At 70.7% G+C, this 15,726-nt stretch carries 13 protein-coding genes; 3 read left to right on the top strand and 10 right to left on the bottom strand.

All coding sequences use genetic code 11. From position 1 onward, the window contains the following. Positions 1 to 6 precede the first annotated feature (6 nt). From ACRAKI_RS15935 to hisG, 4 genes are all read right to left on the bottom strand, one after another. Positions 7 to 849 (bottom strand): ABC transporter permease, encoded by an 843-nt coding sequence (locus ACRAKI_RS15935; RefSeq protein ID WP_447007865.1) that lies wholly within the window; start codon positions 847 to 849, stop codon positions 7 to 9. Further along, a complete protein-coding gene (locus ACRAKI_RS15930; RefSeq protein WP_447007864.1) occupies positions 846 to 1,820 on the bottom strand; it encodes an ATP-binding cassette domain-containing protein in 975 nt (324 codons plus the stop codon). Before ACRAKI_RS15930 ends, ACRAKI_RS15935 begins: the two co-directional genes overlap by 4 nt. A gap of 19 nt (positions 1,821 to 1,839) precedes the next feature. Then, on the bottom strand, positions 1,840 to 2,388 hold the full coding sequence (locus ACRAKI_RS15925; protein ID WP_447008432.1) for an NADPH-dependent FMN reductase: 549 nt from the start codon (positions 2,386 to 2,388) through the stop codon (positions 1,840 to 1,842). Between the two features lie 269 nt (positions 2,389 to 2,657). Next, entirely contained in the window at positions 2,658 to 3,521 is an 864-nt protein-coding gene (gene hisG, locus ACRAKI_RS15920) for an ATP phosphoribosyltransferase (RefSeq protein WP_447007863.1), read from the bottom strand. A gap of 438 nt (positions 3,522 to 3,959) precedes the next feature. Here hisG and ACRAKI_RS15915 point away from each other — a divergent pair, with 438 nt between their 5' ends. After that, a complete protein-coding gene (locus ACRAKI_RS15915; RefSeq protein WP_447007862.1) occupies positions 3,960 to 4,613 on the top strand; it encodes a dihydrofolate reductase family protein in 654 nt (217 codons plus the stop codon). Here the strand turns inward: ACRAKI_RS15915 and ACRAKI_RS15910 are convergent. From ACRAKI_RS15910 to ACRAKI_RS15900, 3 genes are all read right to left on the bottom strand, one after another. Next, complete coding sequence (locus tag ACRAKI_RS15910; RefSeq protein ID WP_447007861.1) at positions 4,579 to 5,358, bottom strand: GNAT family N-acetyltransferase; 780 nt, start codon at positions 5,356 to 5,358, stop codon at positions 4,579 to 4,581. The genes ACRAKI_RS15915 and ACRAKI_RS15910 overlap by 35 nt on opposite strands. A gap of 101 nt (positions 5,359 to 5,459) precedes the next feature. Continuing rightward, positions 5,460 to 6,035 (bottom strand): FMN reductase, encoded by a 576-nt coding sequence (locus ACRAKI_RS15905; protein WP_447007860.1) that lies wholly within the window; start codon positions 6,033 to 6,035, stop codon positions 5,460 to 5,462. After that, entirely contained in the window at positions 6,032 to 7,114 is a 1,083-nt protein-coding gene (locus ACRAKI_RS15900; protein WP_447007859.1) for an LLM class flavin-dependent oxidoreductase, read from the bottom strand. Before ACRAKI_RS15900 ends, ACRAKI_RS15905 begins: the two co-directional genes overlap by 4 nt. Positions 7,115 to 7,245: 131 nt before the next feature. Between ACRAKI_RS15900 and ACRAKI_RS15895 the strand changes: the two genes are divergently transcribed. Together ACRAKI_RS15895 and ACRAKI_RS15890 are read left to right on the top strand one after the other, a co-directional pair. Continuing rightward, positions 7,246 to 8,331 carry an acyl-CoA dehydrogenase family protein gene (locus ACRAKI_RS15895; protein ID WP_447007858.1) on the top strand — a complete coding sequence of 362 codons (1,086 nt, stop codon included), beginning with the start codon at positions 7,246 to 7,248 and terminating at the stop codon, positions 8,329 to 8,331. A gap of 101 nt (positions 8,332 to 8,432) precedes the next feature. Beyond that, positions 8,433 to 8,849, top strand: coding sequence for a peptidase inhibitor family I36 protein (locus ACRAKI_RS15890; RefSeq protein WP_447007857.1), 417 nt, complete (start codon positions 8,433 to 8,435; stop codon positions 8,847 to 8,849). Between the two features lie 60 nt (positions 8,850 to 8,909). On the opposite strand, the gene ACRAKI_RS15885 is transcribed toward ACRAKI_RS15890, so the two are convergent. The 3 genes from ACRAKI_RS15885 to ACRAKI_RS15875 form a co-directional block, all read right to left on the bottom strand. Beyond that, positions 8,910 to 9,647: an AfsR/SARP family transcriptional regulator gene (locus tag ACRAKI_RS15885; protein ID WP_447007856.1), complete on the bottom strand. Its 738-nt coding sequence runs from the start codon at positions 9,645 to 9,647 to the stop codon at positions 8,910 to 8,912. 90 nt (positions 9,648 to 9,737) lie between these two features. After that, on the bottom strand, positions 9,738 to 13,157 hold the full coding sequence (locus ACRAKI_RS15880; protein WP_447007855.1) for a DNA topoisomerase (ATP-hydrolyzing): 3,420 nt from the start codon (positions 13,155 to 13,157) through the stop codon (positions 9,738 to 9,740). Between the two features lie 53 nt (positions 13,158 to 13,210). Continuing rightward, on the bottom strand, positions 13,211 to 15,253 hold the full coding sequence (locus tag ACRAKI_RS15875) for a DNA gyrase/topoisomerase IV subunit B (RefSeq protein ID WP_447007854.1): 2,043 nt from the start codon (positions 15,251 to 15,253) through the stop codon (positions 13,211 to 13,213). Between the last annotated feature and the right edge of the window lie 473 nt (positions 15,254 to 15,726).

Genomic DNA, 15,726 nt, shown 5'->3' with positions numbered 1-15,726 from the left:
TCGACGTCACTTCCGGTTGTACAAACGCATGGTCCAGGCGCCGAACACGGCGGTGAACACGACGCTGTAGCCGAGCGTCCACATCATCGCGTCACCGTCGAAGCCGCCGGCCATCAGCGCCCGCACGGCCGCCACCAACTTGCTGATCGGGTTGACGTTGACGAACGACTGGAGCCAGCCGGGCATGGTGGCCGGGTCGACGTAGACGTTGGAGAGGAACGTCAGTGGGAACAGCACGAGCATGCTGGTGCCCATCACCGACTTCTCGCTGCGCAGCAGCAGGCCGAACATCGTCCAGACCCACGAGAACGCGAACGAGAACACCACCAGCAGTCCCACGCCCAGCACGACGCCGACCACACCGCCGTCGGGCCGGAACCCGAGGATCAGGCCGACGACCATGATGGTGAACGACGCCAGCACGTACCGCAGCAGGTCGCCCAGGATGTAGCCGACCATCGGCGCGGGCCGCCAGATCGGGAGCGTGCGGAACCGGTCGAACACGCCCTTCTCGATGTCGGTGTTCACCGCGACACCCGTGTACATGGTGATCATCACGACGCTGGTCACCGTGATGCCGGGCAGCAGGTACTGGATGTACTCCCCCGGCGAGCCGGCGAGCGCGCCGCCGAACAGGTAGGTGAACATCAGGATCATCATGATCGGGAACGCGGTGACGTCGAACAGCTGCTCCGGCACGTGCTTGATCTTCAGCACGGCGCGCCAGCCGAAGGTGAGCGACGCGGACAGCGCGGACGGCCTGGGCGGCCGTTCGTTCTCCAGCAGCAGCGCCGCCAGGTCCTCCGGCTTCGGCGCGGGGAGGAGTTCGGGTTCCTTGGTGACGGTCACGCCGCCGCCTCCTTCTTGTCCGGGTTGCCGGTGTTGCCGGTCTTGTCGGTGAGTGCGAGGAAGACCTCGTCCAGGCTGGGCTGCCCGAGCGAGAACGTGTCGACGGTGATGCCCTCGCGGGCGAGTTGGCCCAGCGCCTCGGCGGCCTGCTCGGTGGCCCGGCCGGTCAGCCGCGCGGTGAGCGCCACCGGGTCCGGGTCGAGCTGGACGTCCGAGCCCAGCGCGGCGATCAGCACCTCCCGCGCCCGTGGCCGCTGGTCCGCGTCACGCAACCGCAGGTGCACCGCGCCCACGCCGACCGACGCCTTCAGCTCGCCCTTGGTGCCCTCGGCGATGACCTTGCCGTGGTCGATCACCGCGATCCGGGAGGCGAGCTGGTCGGCCTCGTCCAGGTACTGCGTGGTCAGCAGCACGGTGGTGCCGTGCGCGACGACGGCGCGGATGATGTCCCACACCTGGTTGCGGCTGCGCGGGTCGAGGCCGGTGGTCGGCTCGTCCAGGAACAGCAGCTTCGGCGTGTTCAGGATGCTGGCCGCGATGTCCAGCCGGCGGCGCATACCGCCGGAGTAGTGCTTGACCTGCTTGCCCGCCGCGTCCGTCAGCCCGAACGCCTCCAGCAGCTGCACGGCCCGCTGCCGGGAGTGGGCGCGGGTGTGACCGAGGAGCCTGGCCAGCAGGATCAGGTTCTCGGTGCCGGTCAGGTCCTCGTCCACCGAGGCGTACTGGCCGGTGAGGCTGACGAGCTGCCGGACCGCGTCGGGGTCGGCGCGCACGTCGTGACCGAACACCCGCGCCTCCCCTCCGTCCGGCCGCAGCAGGGTGGCGAGCATGCGGACCGTCGTGGTCTTGCCCGCGCCGTTCGGGCCGAGCAGGCCGTACACCGTCCCGGCGGGCACGGTCAGGTCGACGCCGTCCACCGCGCGGGTGTCGCCGAAGACCTTGACCAGGCCCGACGTTTCGATGGCGTTCATGATTTCCCTTTCTCGGACGTCAGGAGACGTAGGGGCGTCGGGTGCGGGCTTCCTTCAGGGCCGACGCCCACCAGGTGAGCTGGTCGAACATCGCTTCCGCGGCGCACCGGCGGTGCTCGGTGTCGAGCGGCTCGTCGGCGAGGAGGTTCACCCCGACGCCGGTGCGCATAGTCATGACGTGCAACTCGGTGAAAACTGTTCGGAGCTGTTCCACGGCGTGGAAGCCCTCGGAGCGGTAGCCGTAGGAGACGAAACCGGCGGGCTTGGCGTGCCACTCGTCGTAGGCGTAGTCGATGGCCTGCTTCAGCGAGGCGGGGAAGCTGCGGTTGTACTCGGGGGTGACGACGACGAACCCGTCAGCGTCCGCCACCTGCCCGGTGAACCGCCGGATCTCCGGCGTCGGCCGGGCCGGGTAGCACGGGGGGAAGTCGTAGTCGGCCAGGTCGAGGACGGCCGGCTCGACGTCGGCCCGCCCGGCCGCCAGTCCGGCGACCCACCGGCCGATGTCGTCACCGAGCCGTCCCTCGCGGGTGCTGCCGATGATCACGGCGATGCGCAGCGCCTCCACCTCGACCACCTCCTCTCACCCCGAAGGCGCGAGACCACCCGCTAGACCACGTCTAGCACCCGCGAGTCGTCCACTCGGGCACCGCGAGTCGTCCACTCGCGCACTCGGAATCGTCCACTCGCGCACCCCTTATTCAACGCTCAGACACCAACGGGCGGCCGGAGAAACGAAGAACTCCACGTTCGCGCACGGTGTGAGGTGCGCGAACGTGGAGTTCGGGGTGTCCGAGCGGTCGACTCGCGGTGTCTGAGTGGAGGACTCGCGGGGGTTCAGATGCGGCAGGTGTCGAGGGAGCTGACGAGGATGGCGCGGGCGCCGACGCGCCACAGCTCGTCCATGATGAACGGGGCGTCGTCGCGCGGGACGAGGGAGCGGACGGCCACCCAGCCTTCGCGGGCCAGCGGCGAGACGGTGGGCGACTCGATGCCGGGCACCAGCTTGAACGCCTCCTCCTGCGCCTCGGTGGGGCAGTCGAAGTCGAGGATGACGTAGCGGCGGGCGATCAGCACGCCCTGGAGCCGGCGGTGCAGGATCTCCACCGCGCGCACCGAGTCCCCGTTGTCGGCCACGGTGTCGCCCTGGATCAGCACGGCCTCGGACTTGAGGATCGGCGAGCCGAACGTCTCCAGCCCGGAGGTCTTCAGCGTGATGCCGGTTTCCACCACGTCGGCGATCGCGTCGGCCACGCCGAGTTCGACGGCCGTCTCCACCGCGCCGTCCAGCCGGACGAGGCGCGCCTTGACGCCGAGGTCGGCCAGGTGGCGCTCGACCAGGTTCGGGTAGCTGGTCGCGATCCGCTTGCCCTCCAGGCCGTCCGCGTCCTCGATGCCACCGGGCTTCGACGCGAAGTAGAACGACGCCCGGCCGAAGCCGAGCGGCAGGATTTCCTTCGCGGACACGGTGGAATCGAGCAACAGATCACGACCGGTGATGCCGACGTCCAACGACCCCTCGCCCACGTACACCGCGATGTCGCGGGGCCGCAGGAAAAAGAACTGCACATCATTTGCCGGGTCGGCCACGATCAGCTCACGACCTGACCTGTTCACCCGGTAACCCGCTTCGGCCAGCATTTGGGCCGCGGGAGCACTCAACGAGCCCTTGTTGGGCAGGGCGAAGCGAAGAGGAGCCATGGCGCGAAGTCTCCCACACGCGGAGGCGCCTCCACGTCACGGGTATGCCCAGGTGTCCCACGGTGTGGAAACCACGCGGCGTGGCGCCGACGTCACCCATCCGTGCTTCCCACTAGGTGAACGTCGGACGTGCCGACAGCCCTCCACCCGCCCATTTATCCCGAATTCACGTCGATATCAAGTGAATTGGAGGAATCAACCAGGGCCACGCCCGGATGGCCGATGACCAACCGGTGCCGAATGACGACGCCATCGCGATCGTCGCCATCGGGAACGCTTTCGCCCCGGCCGGGAACGGCAGCGCCGGGCCGTGCCCCGGACTGACGCCCGGCCGTCGACGGCGTGGGCCCGGATTTTTTCAGCGACGTGTCGATCCGGCGACAGCCCGTTCGACGCACGAGTGAAGGCACTGAGACGACAGACCGCAAGGAGCACCGGATGCGACTCACCGTGATGACGTTCATCTCCCTGGACGGCGTGGTCCAGGCGCCCGGCGGCCCGGACGAGGACCGCGACGGCGGGTTCGAGTCGGGTGGCTGGGCCGTGCCGTTCGTGGACGAGGACCTGGTCGCGGCGATCGGCGAGTGGTTCGGCCGCGCGGACGCGTTCCTGCTGGGCCGCCGCACCTACGAGGGCTTCGCCGAGCACTGGCCACGCGTGGACGACCCGGCCGACCCGGTCGCGACCGCCCTCAACACCCGCCCCAAGTACGTCGCCTCCACCACGCTGACCGAACCGGGGTGGGCGGGCACGACCGTGCTCGGCGACCTGGTCGCGCAGGTGAAGGTGCTGAAGGAGCTGCCCGGCCGTGACCTGCAGGTCCACGGCAGCGGCGGACTGCTCCAGACGTTGATCGCGAACGACCTGGTGGACGAGTACCGGCTGTGCGTGGTGCCGGTGGTGCTGGGCGCGGGCAAGCGGCTCTTCCGCGACGGCGCTCCGCCCACCGCCATGCGACTGGTGGACAGCCGCGCGACCGCTTCCGGCGTGTCGGTCACGACGTACCGGACGGCCGGGAGGCCGGAGTTCGGCTACATCGGCTTGGAGGACCGACCCGTCAGTCGACGTTCGACCACCAGGTCGCCTGGGTGACGACGGAGAAGCCCAGCGATTCGTAGAGCGGCCTGCCCGGCTTGGCCGCCGTGAGCGTCATCGGCACGGGAAAATCGCTGATCATGGCGTCCATCAGCGCCCGGCCGACGCCGCGGGAGCGGTGCTCGGGCAGGGTCGTCACCCAGTACACGCCGACCGCGTCGTCGGCCTCGACGGTCAGGCCCGCCCCGGCCACCACGCCGTCGCGCCGCACCACGTGCAGCCGGAAGCCTTCCCGGTCCAGCAGCGCAAAGGGCAGCGCGTTCCCGGTCGGGAAGCCGGGCATCGGGAAGCCGTCGACCACGACCTGCTCGGCGACCGCCCACTCGGCCGCCGTGCGGACGGGCGTGACGTCGAAGACAGGCGTGGCGTTCGTGACGGGTGTGGCGTTCGGGGCGGGTGTGGCGTTCGGGGCGGGTGTGGCGTTCGGGGCGGGCGGCGGCACGGGCTCCGGCGGCCTGATCATCACCGGCATCTGCCGGTAGGTGAGCCCGAGCGCCGCGCCGTCGATCGTGCCGAACGAGTCCTCGACCACCACCCGCGCCGGCGCGCGCTTGACCAGCAGCTCCAGCTCGGCCAGGTCGTCCGGGTCGGGGTCCGGGCGCACCGCGAGCACCCGAAGCAGTGTCGGTCCGCTCATCGCCAGGTACCCCGCGCGGGCGATCAGGTCGTGGCCGCGGGTCCGGGCCAGCGCGGTCGTCAGGACGGCGGCGTTGCGCACCGCGAGGTGCAGCGAGGCGGACATGGACCGCACCCTATGGGGCATCCGGACCAGTGGTCAGGTCCATCTCCGCCTCGACCACGTGCCCCGCTCGACCACGTGCCCCGCTGGACGACGGGTCCGGCTCACCGCCCGGCGAGCAACTCCTCGAACGGCACGAACCGCTCCGCGGGTTTGGTGGACGCACGGCCGGCGAGCAGGTCCGCCAGCTCTCCGGCGGCACGGTCGACGCGACCGGGCAGGCCTTCCGCGCCCCAGTCGGACGACGCCGCGTAGACGCCGGTCGGCGCCACGATGGCCCGCAGGTAGGCGAACAACGGTCGCATCGCGTGGTCGAGCACCAGCGAGTGGCGCTCGGTGCCACCGGTCGCGCCGATCAGCACCGGCTTGCCCGCCAGCGAGTCCGGCTCCAGCACGTCCACGAACGACTTGAACAGTCCGCTGTAGGACGCGTTGAACGTCGGCGTCACCGCGATCAGCCCGTCCGCGCCGACCACCGACTCCACCACCTCGCGCAGCCGCGCGCCGGGGAACCCGGTGACCAGGTTGTCCGCGATGTCCCGCGCCACGTCCCGGAGGTGCACCGTGCGCAGCTCCAGGCCGGGCACGAGCCGTTCGACACCTTCGGCCAAGCGGGTCGCCAGCAACTGCGTGGACGACGGCGACCCGAGCCCGGCCTGCACGACGGCCAGCGTCGTCATCGGCTGTTCACCCCTCCCGCGGCAAGCATCGACGTGTGGGTCGGGGCGTCCGGCACGTCCGCCGGCCGCCCGACCGCGAACTCGCGGCGCAGCGTCGGCACGATCTCGCCGAGGTGGTCCAACTGCTCCAGCACCGTCTTCAACGGCAGGCCCGCGTGGTCCATCAGGAACAGCTGCCGCTGGTAGTCGCCGAAGTGCTGCCGGAAGGTCAGCGTCTTGTCGATGACCTCCTGCGGGCTGCCGACGGTCAGCGGGGTCTGCGAGGTGAACTCCTCCAGCGACGGGCCGTGCCCGTACACCGGGGCGTTGTCGAAGTACGGCCGGAACTCGCGGACCGCGTCCTGCGAGTTGCGGCGCATGAAGACCTGTCCGCCGAGGCCGACGATCGCCTGGTGCGCGGCGCCGTGCCCGTAGTGCTCGTAGCGCTCCCGGTAGAACTTGATCAGCCGCTGGAAGTGCTCCTTGGGCCAGAAGATGTGGTTGGCGAAGAAGCCGTCGCCGTAGTAGGCGGCCTGCTCGGCGATCTCCGGGCTGCGGATCGAGCCGTGCCACACGAACGGCGGCACGTCGTCCAGCGGGCGCGGGGTCGAGGTGAACGACTGGAGCGGCGTGCGGTGCTTGCCCTGCCAGTCCACGACGTCCTCGCGCCACAGCCTGCGCAGCAGCGCGTAGTTCTCGATCGCGAGGTCGATGCCGTCGCGGATGTCCTTGCCGAACCAGGGGTACACAGGGCCTGTGTTCCCCCGGCCCATGATCAGGTCCACCCGGCCGTCGGCCAGGTGCTGGAGCATCGCGTAGTCCTCGGCGATCTTCACCGGGTCGTTGGTGGTGATCAGCGTGGTCGCAGTGGACAGGATCAGCCGCTCGGTGCGGGCCGCGATGTAGCCCAGCATGGTGGTCGGCGACGACGGCACGAACGGCGGGTTGTGGTGCTCGCCGGTCGCGAACACGTCCAGGCCGACCTCTTCGGCCTTCAGCGCGATCGCCACCATGGCCTTGATGCGCTCGGCCTCGGTCGGCGTCCGGCCCGTCGTGGGGTCGGGCGTCACGTCACCGACGGTGAAGACACCGAACTGCATGGCCACTCCTCAAGTAGTTGCGCTTTCAACTATCTGGCACAACCGTACCGCCCCCTGGACTATTCCGGTGTTGTCTGGTGGCGCGGACCACGCCAAGGTGTGTCACACGGGTCACCGATGGGGGAGGCACGGTGCACGAGCTGGTCCGGCGCGCCGCCGAGATCGTTCCTGTCCTGCGCGCCCACGCCGCCTGGGGTGACGAGCACCGGAGGCTGCACGAGGGCACGTTGGAGGCGATGGCCGACGCCGGTGTGCTGGGCCTCCGGGTGCCCGTCGCGCACGGCGGGCACGAGGCCGACCTGACCACGGCGGTCGAGGTCATCGCCGAACTGGCCCGCGGCGACGGGTCGGCGGCGTGGACGGCGGCGGTCTGGTCCATCTCGACGTGGGTGGTCGGCCAGTTCCCGGACGAGGTCCGGGAGGAGGTCTTCGCCAAACCGGACGTGCGGATCACCGGCATCCTCAGCCCCACCGCGACGGCCGAGCCGGTCCGCGGAGGGGTGCTGGTCAACGGGCGGTGGGCGTTCACGACGAGCGCGCCGCAGAGCCACTGGACCACGAACGCCGCCATCCTCACGCCGGACCGGCTGCCGGTGGCGCTGGCGATCCCGCTGGTCGACCTGGAGGTCGTGGACGACTGGCACACCACCGGTCTGCGTGCGACGGGCAGCGTCACCACGGTGGCCAAGGACCTGTTCGTGCCGGCAGAACGGGTGCTGCACCTCGCGCCGGTGCTGAAAGCCCACCCGGACGCCTCCGCGCCGATGTTCCGCGCGCCGTTCGTGCCCGCCGCCTGCGCCACGGTCAGCGCGCCCGCCGCCGGCCTGGCCCGCGCGGCGGTGGAGGCGTTCACGGCGGTCACGTCCGCGTTCCCGCTGCGGGTCCGCGAAGCCACCGTCCTCGCCGACGAGGCCGAGTTCCACTCCCGGCGCACCGCCTCCGTGGTCGACCTCAAGGCCGCCGGCGGCGAGCGGTGGACGCCCGAGGACCGCGCCGGGGTGCGCCGCGACCTCGGCGAGGCGTGCTTGCGCGCCCGGGACGCGGTCGACGTCCTCGAAGCGAACACCCTCGATGCGACCAGGCCCGGCGCGGGCGGCCCGGCACTGCACCGCATCCAACGGGACGTGCACGCGTTGAACCTGCACGCGGTCCTGCACCCCAACGCCAACCTGGAGCGGTACGGCCCGGTTTTCCTCGGCCGGCAGCCGGAGGCGTGATTCCTTGATCCGCCGTTGTTTGCTGTTAGAAAGTAGTTAGCGCGGTTCCCCACTCTTGTCCGCAAGGCACAAAGCCTGCGCACAACCGAGGGGGATTGATCGTGATTCGCAGGATTCTCACCATGATCGGCGGCGTCGTGGCCGCCGTGGCACTGCTCAGCGCTCCCGCCCAGGCCGCCGACGAGGCCGACGTCCGGACGTACACGGCTCAGAGCGACTCGGTCTCCACCATGGCGTGGAGCGACTGCCCGTCCGCCCGGCAGTGCATCTTCGCCAACCTCAACGGCGGCCGGCCGTACGGCTACTTCGCGTCCGGTGACGGTGACCTCGCCGACTCCAGCGGCCCGCAGGGGCTGAACAACACCACCGAGAGCGTGTGGAACCGCACCGGGCAGTACTGGTGCTTCTACGACGCCGGCGGCTACAACAACCTGATCTTCATCGTGGCACCGGGCGTCCAGACCAACCTGGTCGCCGAGGACCGCAACCGGGTGACGTCGCTGCGCGTCTGCCCGTGACCGGGTGAACGGGTTCCGCGGCCGGGTGCACAGCACCCGGCCGCGGGCCTGTTCGAGCGGTCACCACGCCGGGGCGACCTCGCCGCGCAGGATGCGGGAGTGCAGCGCGCGCAGCCGATCCGACGGCTCGACGCCCAGCTCACCGACCATCGTCCGGCGGAACGCCGCGTAGACGTCCAGAGCGTCGGCGACCCTGCCGGACGACGCCAACGCGGTCATCAGCTGCGCGCGCGGCCGTTCGCGCAACGGGTGCTCGGCGACCAGCCCGGTCAGCTCACCGACGAGGTCGGCGTCCCGCCCGAGCGCCAGGTCGGCGTCCACGCAGTCCTCCAGGACCGCCATCCGGAACTCCTCCAGCCCGGCCGCCACGTGGACCGCGCAGCGGAGTTCCGGGAGCACCGGCCCCCGCCACCGCGCCAACGCCGCCCGCAGCCCCGCCGCACCCGACTCGACGTCGCCGGCGGCCAGCACGCGCCGTGCGTGCGCCACCTCGTCCCGGACCAGGTCCACTTCCAGTTCGGCCGGACTCGCCCGGAGCACGTACCCGGGTCTCGCCGTCCCGATCCGCGTCCTCCCGAGCAGCCGGCGCAGCCGGAACACGATGCTGTGCACCTGCGCCTTCGCCGACGACGGCGGGCCCTGCCCCCACAGCTCGTCGAAGATCCGACCGGCCGACACCACCTCGTTGGCGTGCAGCACGAGCATCGCCAGCACAACCCTGTTCTGCGGCGTGCCGAGCGGGACTTCCTCCCCGTCGCATTCCACCCGGCACGGCCCCAGTGAACGGAAAAGCCACATAAGCGCATCCCCCCGGATCCGTCTGCGATCCAGGGTGACAGGCGACAGCGGCCTCCGCAGGGAATGCGGCAGATCGCGCCGGACGGCGGGTCAGTCGCGTTCGATCAAGTGCCCCACCACGTCGGGACCCGGGTGGGCGTGCCCCGAACCGTCCCGGCGGTCGTCCGCCGCCGGCAACTCGACCGGCGACCCGTTGTCCGCCGCACCCGCCGGGCGCGGCCCCACCCAGGCCAACGCCAACGCCGTCTCGCCCTTGAGGAACCGGTGCGCCCGCACACCACCCGTCGCCCGGCCCTTCGCCGGGTACACCGAGAACGGCGTCACCTTCACGCTCTGCCCCGTCGACGTCACGACCATCGGCTCACCGTGCTCGTCGTCGTCCGTGCGCACGGCCGCGAAGAACACCACCGACGCCTCCGACCCGACGTTGATGCCCGCCATACCGCCGCCCCGGAGGCCCTGCGGACGCACCAACGACGCCGAGTACCGCAACAGCGACGCCTCCGACGTCACGAACACCAGCGTCTCGTCCGTGCTGGTCAACCACGTCGCGCCGACCACCTCGTCACCCTCCTTGAGGGTGATCACCTCGAACTCGTCCGACCGCACCGGCCACTCCGGCGAGCACACCTTCACCGTGCCCTGCCTGGTGCCCAACGCCAGCCCCGGCGACTCGGTGTCGGTCAGCGGCGCGATGCCCACGACCTTCTCCCCCGCCTCCAGGTCGACCAGCTCACTGGCCGCCATGCCGCCGCTCAACGAGACCGTGCCGCTCTGCTCCGGCAACACCGGCAGCGGCAGCACGTCCGTCTTGAACGCCCGACCCCGGTTCGTCACCAGCAGCACCTGGCCGCGCGCCGTCGTGTGCACCGTCGCCGCCACCGCGTCGTGCTTCGTCCGGCCGTTGCGGCGACGCGCCTCCGACGCCTCCTCCGACTCGGCCGCCGTGCGCGCCACCAGGCCCGTCGCGGACAGCACCACCTGGCACGGGTCGTCGGCGACCTCCAGCGGCCCGGCCGGCTTGGACGCCGCCAGGACCTCCTTCAGGTCACCGTCGAGCAGCGTGGTCCGGCGCTCCTGCTGGAGGTCCTTGGCCACCTTCGCCAGCTCGGTGGAGACGACCTTCTTCAGCACCGCCGGGTCGTCCAGGATCTTGCTCAGCTCGGCGATCTCGTTGCGCAGCTTCTCCTGCTCCGCCTCCAGCTCCAGCGCGTCGAAGCGGGTCAGCCGGCGCAGCGGCGTGTCGAGGATGTACGTCGCCTGGATCTCGGAGAGCTTGAACGCCTTGACCAGGCCCTCCTTCGCCGCCGCGGCGTTGTCGCTGCCCCGGATCAGCTTGATCACCTTGTCGATGTCCAGCAGCGCCTTGAGCAGGCCCTCGACCAGGTGCAGCCGGTCCTCGCGCTTGCGCCGGCGGAACTTGGTGCGCCGGGTGACCACCTCGTAGCGGTGCTTGAGGAACACCTCCAGCAGCGCCTTCAGCCCCAGCGTCCGGGGCTGTCCCTCCACCAGCACCAGGTTGTTGATGCCGAACGACTGCTCCATCGGCGTCAACCGGTACAGGTCGGACAGCAGGGCCTGCGGGTTCACGCCGACCTTGCACTCGATGACGACCCGGGTGCCGTTCTCGCGGTCGGTGAGGTCCTTGACGTCGGAGATGCCGGTCAGCCGCTTGGACTTGGTGACCTCGTCGGTGATCTTCTCGATGATCTTCTCCGGCCCGACGCCGTACGGCAGCTCGGTGACCGTGATCGCCTGCCGGCCCCGGCTGCCCTCCAGCAGCCCGGTCTCCACCTTGGCCCGCATCCGCACCACACCGCGCCCGGTCTCGTACGCCTTGCGCACCTCGTCCAGCCCCAGCAGCACCCCGCCGGTCGGCAGGTCCGGGCCGGGGATGAACTCCATCAGCTTGTCCAGCGTGGCGTCCGGGTGCGTGACCAGGTGCCGCGCCGCCGCCACCACCTCGCCCAGGTTGTGCGGGATCATGTTCGTCGCCATCCCGACCGCGATCCCCGACGTGCCGTTGACCAGCAGGTTCGGGAACGCGGCGGGTAGCACGGTGGGCTCTTGCAGGGAACCGTCGTAGTTGGGCCGGAAGTCGACGGTCTCCTCGTCCAGCTCGCCGACCAGCAGCATCGCGGCGGGCGACATCCGGGCCTCGGTGTAACGCGACGCCGCCGGTCCGTCGTCCGGGCTGCCGAAGTTGCCGTGCCCGTCGACCAGCGGGGTGTTCAGCGAGAAGTCCTGGGCCAGCCGGACCATCGCGTCGTAGATCGCGGTGTCGCCGTGGGGGTGGTACTTGCCCATGCAGTTGTGCACGACGAAACCGCTGACCACGAAAGCGTGCTCGGCGCTGGCGACCTGGATGTCGTAGGTGGTGTCCGGTGCGGCCGGCTCGACCGACACGACCTGCGGGAACGGCTTGTCGGCGGCGTTGCGGGCGTTGCGGATGACCTGGACCAGGCCGTCCTGGCGCGGGCCGACGCCGGTCCAGCGCAGCAGCGCCACGGCGAGCGCGGCGGCGTCGCGGCCGGTGATGGTGAGGAAGCCGGCGTCGCGCCGGGTGCGGATGCCGGAGTCGGCGAGCACCGCGTACTCGGGTTCGCCGCCGGGCAGGACGATCTCGCGGCCGTCGCGGACGAAGCCGCAGGCGGTGAACAGGCCCGCCAGGAACGGCGTCCACGCCGAGCGGTCGCGGAGCACGGCCTCGTACCGGCCGGCCACCGCCGCTTCGAGGTCGGCGTGGCGGGCGAAGGTGAGGGTGTGGCGGACGCGCTCGGACGTCTCGACCTTGTCGCGTGCCGCCGTCACGTCGTGCGCGATGGCCCAGCCGTGCGCGATGTCGATCGGGTCGACGTCGGCCAGTTCCAGCCGCACCCGCCCGTCGGCGAGCACGTCACCGGACGCCGCCACCAGGCCCAGCACGAAACCGGACGAGTCGCCGTCGGCGAGGAGGTTCGCGTGCCGTTCGCCGCCGAAGCCGACCGTGTGCGCGCCGGCCAGGTCGCGGGCGTCGGTCCACCCGTCCGAGGCGGCGTCGTCACGGGTGCGGAACCGCTGGCCGGGCGTGACGAGCATCGAGTGGCCGTCGGACCAGGTGACGCGCACCAGGTCGGACACCGGGTTCTCGTACACGGCGTTGACCGCCACCGGCTCGCCCCGACCGTCCAGCACGTGGTCGCCGATCTCGATGTCCTCGATCGGCCGCAGACCCTCCGGGGTGGAGACGAGCGCGCCGCGGACGAAGCAGTCGCCGACCACGCGGGAGGACTTCACGTACGAGCTGGTCGGGCGGTAGCCCTGCTCGTTCATCGAGAACAGGATGCGGCGGTGCACCGGCTTGAGGCCGTCCCGCGCGTCGGGCAGTGCGCGGGAGTGGATCACCGAGTAGGCGTACTCCAGGTACGAGTCCTCGATCTCGGTGGTGAGCGAGTTGTCGAAGACCTGGGCGCCCGCGCGGTCGAAGGCGGACGGGTCGACCCTGGTCGTGGGGGTCTTGCGGCGTGCCATGGTCGGTCGTTTCCTCGTGTCAGGCGGGCAGGCGGGCAGGCGGCTCAGGCGGGTCAGATGTCGATCGCGGACTGGTCGACCCGGGCGGACGACTCGACGAGCCAGGCGCGGCGCGGCTCGACCTTCTCGCCCATCAGCAGCTCCAGCGCGGCTTCCGCGGCTTCCGCGTCGTGCATGGTGATGCGGCGCACCGAGCGGGTGGCGGGGTTCATGGTGGTCTCCCACAACTCGTCCGCGTCCATCTCACCGAGGCCCTTGAACCGGGGCACCGGCTTGACCACCGTCTTGCCGGCCTTCTCCAGCCGGGCGACCTTCTGCTCCATCTCCCGCTGGCTGAAGGTGAAGTGGGTCTCGGGGTTGCGGCCCTTGGTGACGACCTTGTGCAGCGGCGGCATGGCGGCGAAGAGGCGGCCGTCCTCGATCACCGGGCGCATGTACTTGGCGAACAGGGTGATCAGCAGCGTCCGGATGTGCGACCCGTCGACGTCCGCGTCGGCCATCAGGATGACCCGGCCGTAGCGCATGGTGGCCAGGTCGAACGTCCGGCCGGTGCCCGCGCCGAGGACCTGCACGATGCTGGCGATCTCGGCGTTGCGCAGGGTGTCGGCGAGGCTGGCCTTCTGCACGTTGAGGATCTTGCCGCGCAGGGGCAGCAGCGCCTGGTACTCCGACACGCGGGCCATGCGCGCCGAGCCGAGGGCGCTGTCACCTTCCACCAGGAAGAGCTCGCTGCGCGAAACGCCCGTGCTGCGGCAGTCGACCAACTTCGCGGGCATCGCGGCGCCTTCGAGGGCCGTCTTGCGCCGCGCGGCGTCCTTCTGGTGCTTCTGGGTCAGCCGGACGCGGGCGGCGTCGACGACCTTCTGGAGCACCACCTTGGCCTCGCCCTTGGTTCGGCGGTCCTCGGTCCAGGCCTTGATGTGCTTCTCCACCACGGCGAGGGTCACCTTGGTGATGCCGGCGGTGGAGAGCTCGTCCTTGGTCTGCGAGGTGAACTGCGGCTCGGGGATCCGGACGTGGACCACGGCGGTCATGCCTTCCAGCACGTCGTCCAGGGTCGGCGGGTCCTCCTTGGGCTTGAGCAGGCCCCTGGTCCTGCCGATGGCGTCCTGGATCGCCTTGACGACGGCGCGGTCGAAGCCGCGCCGGTGGGTGCCGCCGTGCACGTTGCGGATCGTGTTGGTGAAGCACTCGACGATGCGCTCGTAGCCGGTGCCCCAGCGCAGCGCGATCTCGACTTCGGCCTGGCGCTCCACCTTGGACCGCATGACGCCGTTCTCGTCGGCCGCGTTCTCGTAGTACACGCCGGTGCCGTTGATGAGCAGGGTGCCGGAGACGGGCTTCTCGCTCGCGGGCGCCAGGTGGTCGACCATGTCGACCAGGCCACCCGGGAAGTGGAACGTCTCCTCGCTGATCGTGTCGCCGGTGGCGACCTTGAGGACGTACGTCACTCCGGGCACCAGGAAGGCGGTGTTGCGCAGCTTGGTCCGGACGGCCTCGACGTCGAGCGCGGCGCCGTTCTCGAAGTAGCGGGCGTCGTACCAGTAGCGGATGGAGGTCCCGGTGCGCTTGGTGCGGCCGGTGACGCGCAGGCCGGACTGGCGGGTGAAGGCGGCCTTGGGGCCGGGGCCGTCGAAGACCCCGGGGACGCCGTGCGCGAACGACATCTCGTGCGTCTTGCCCTCGCGGCGGACGACGACGTCGAAGCGGTGGGACAGGGCGTTCACGGCGGACGCGCCGACGCCGTGCAGGCCGCCGGAGGTCTTGTACCCGGAGCCGCCGAACTTGCCGCCGGCGTGCAGCCTGGTGAGCACGAGTTCGACGCCGGACAGGCCGGACTTGGCGTGGGTGCCGGTGGGGATGCCCCGACCGTCGTCGTCCACCTGGACGCTGCCGTCCGCGTGCAGCGTGACGACGATCTTGGTCGCGTGGCCTGCCACGCCCTCGTCGGTGGAGTTGTCCACCACTTCGGAGAACAGGTGGTTGATGCCCCTGCTGTCGGTGGACCCGATGTACATCCCGGGGCGCTTGCGTACCGCCTCCAGACCCTCCAGGTGGGTCAGGTCGTCGGCCCCGTACAGGATCTCAGCGGTCACCGGGTCGTTCTCCCCAGGTCGTGGCGTGCGTCGAGCGGTTCACGGTAACCGAGGGCGATCTGCCGAGTCCCCGGTGTCCGGATACGGTCGGGCACGTGGTTCCGTCGTTCACCTGTGATCTTGCCATACTCGAACAGAGGTTCGAAGCGTGGCACCACATCGGACCAGGCACTCCGGCGACGTGACCGCGCCCTCCCGAGGGCCATACCCCTCGAACGCCCGGTCCACACCTGCCGGGCGGCCGGCGCGGGCGTGGCTGGTGGCGGGCGTGCTCGGCGGCGCGTCCTCGACGCTGCACGCCGTCTGGACGGCCCGTGACGTTGTGCGGTCGACCCGGCGGCGGCGTCGTTGTCGGGCGGCACGGGCGTGGTCAGGGGCGTGGTCTCGCGCACCTGGGCGTGTCGGCGTCCTGGACGTGCGTGCAGGCGCTGGTGGACCGGCGGTGGTCGTTGGACGCGCGCCGCGGCGCGGTC

Source organism: Saccharothrix isguenensis (genome assembly GCF_052936305.1).
Note: the sequence above shows the minus strand (reverse complement) of the source record. Positions and strands in the feature narration are given on the sequence as shown.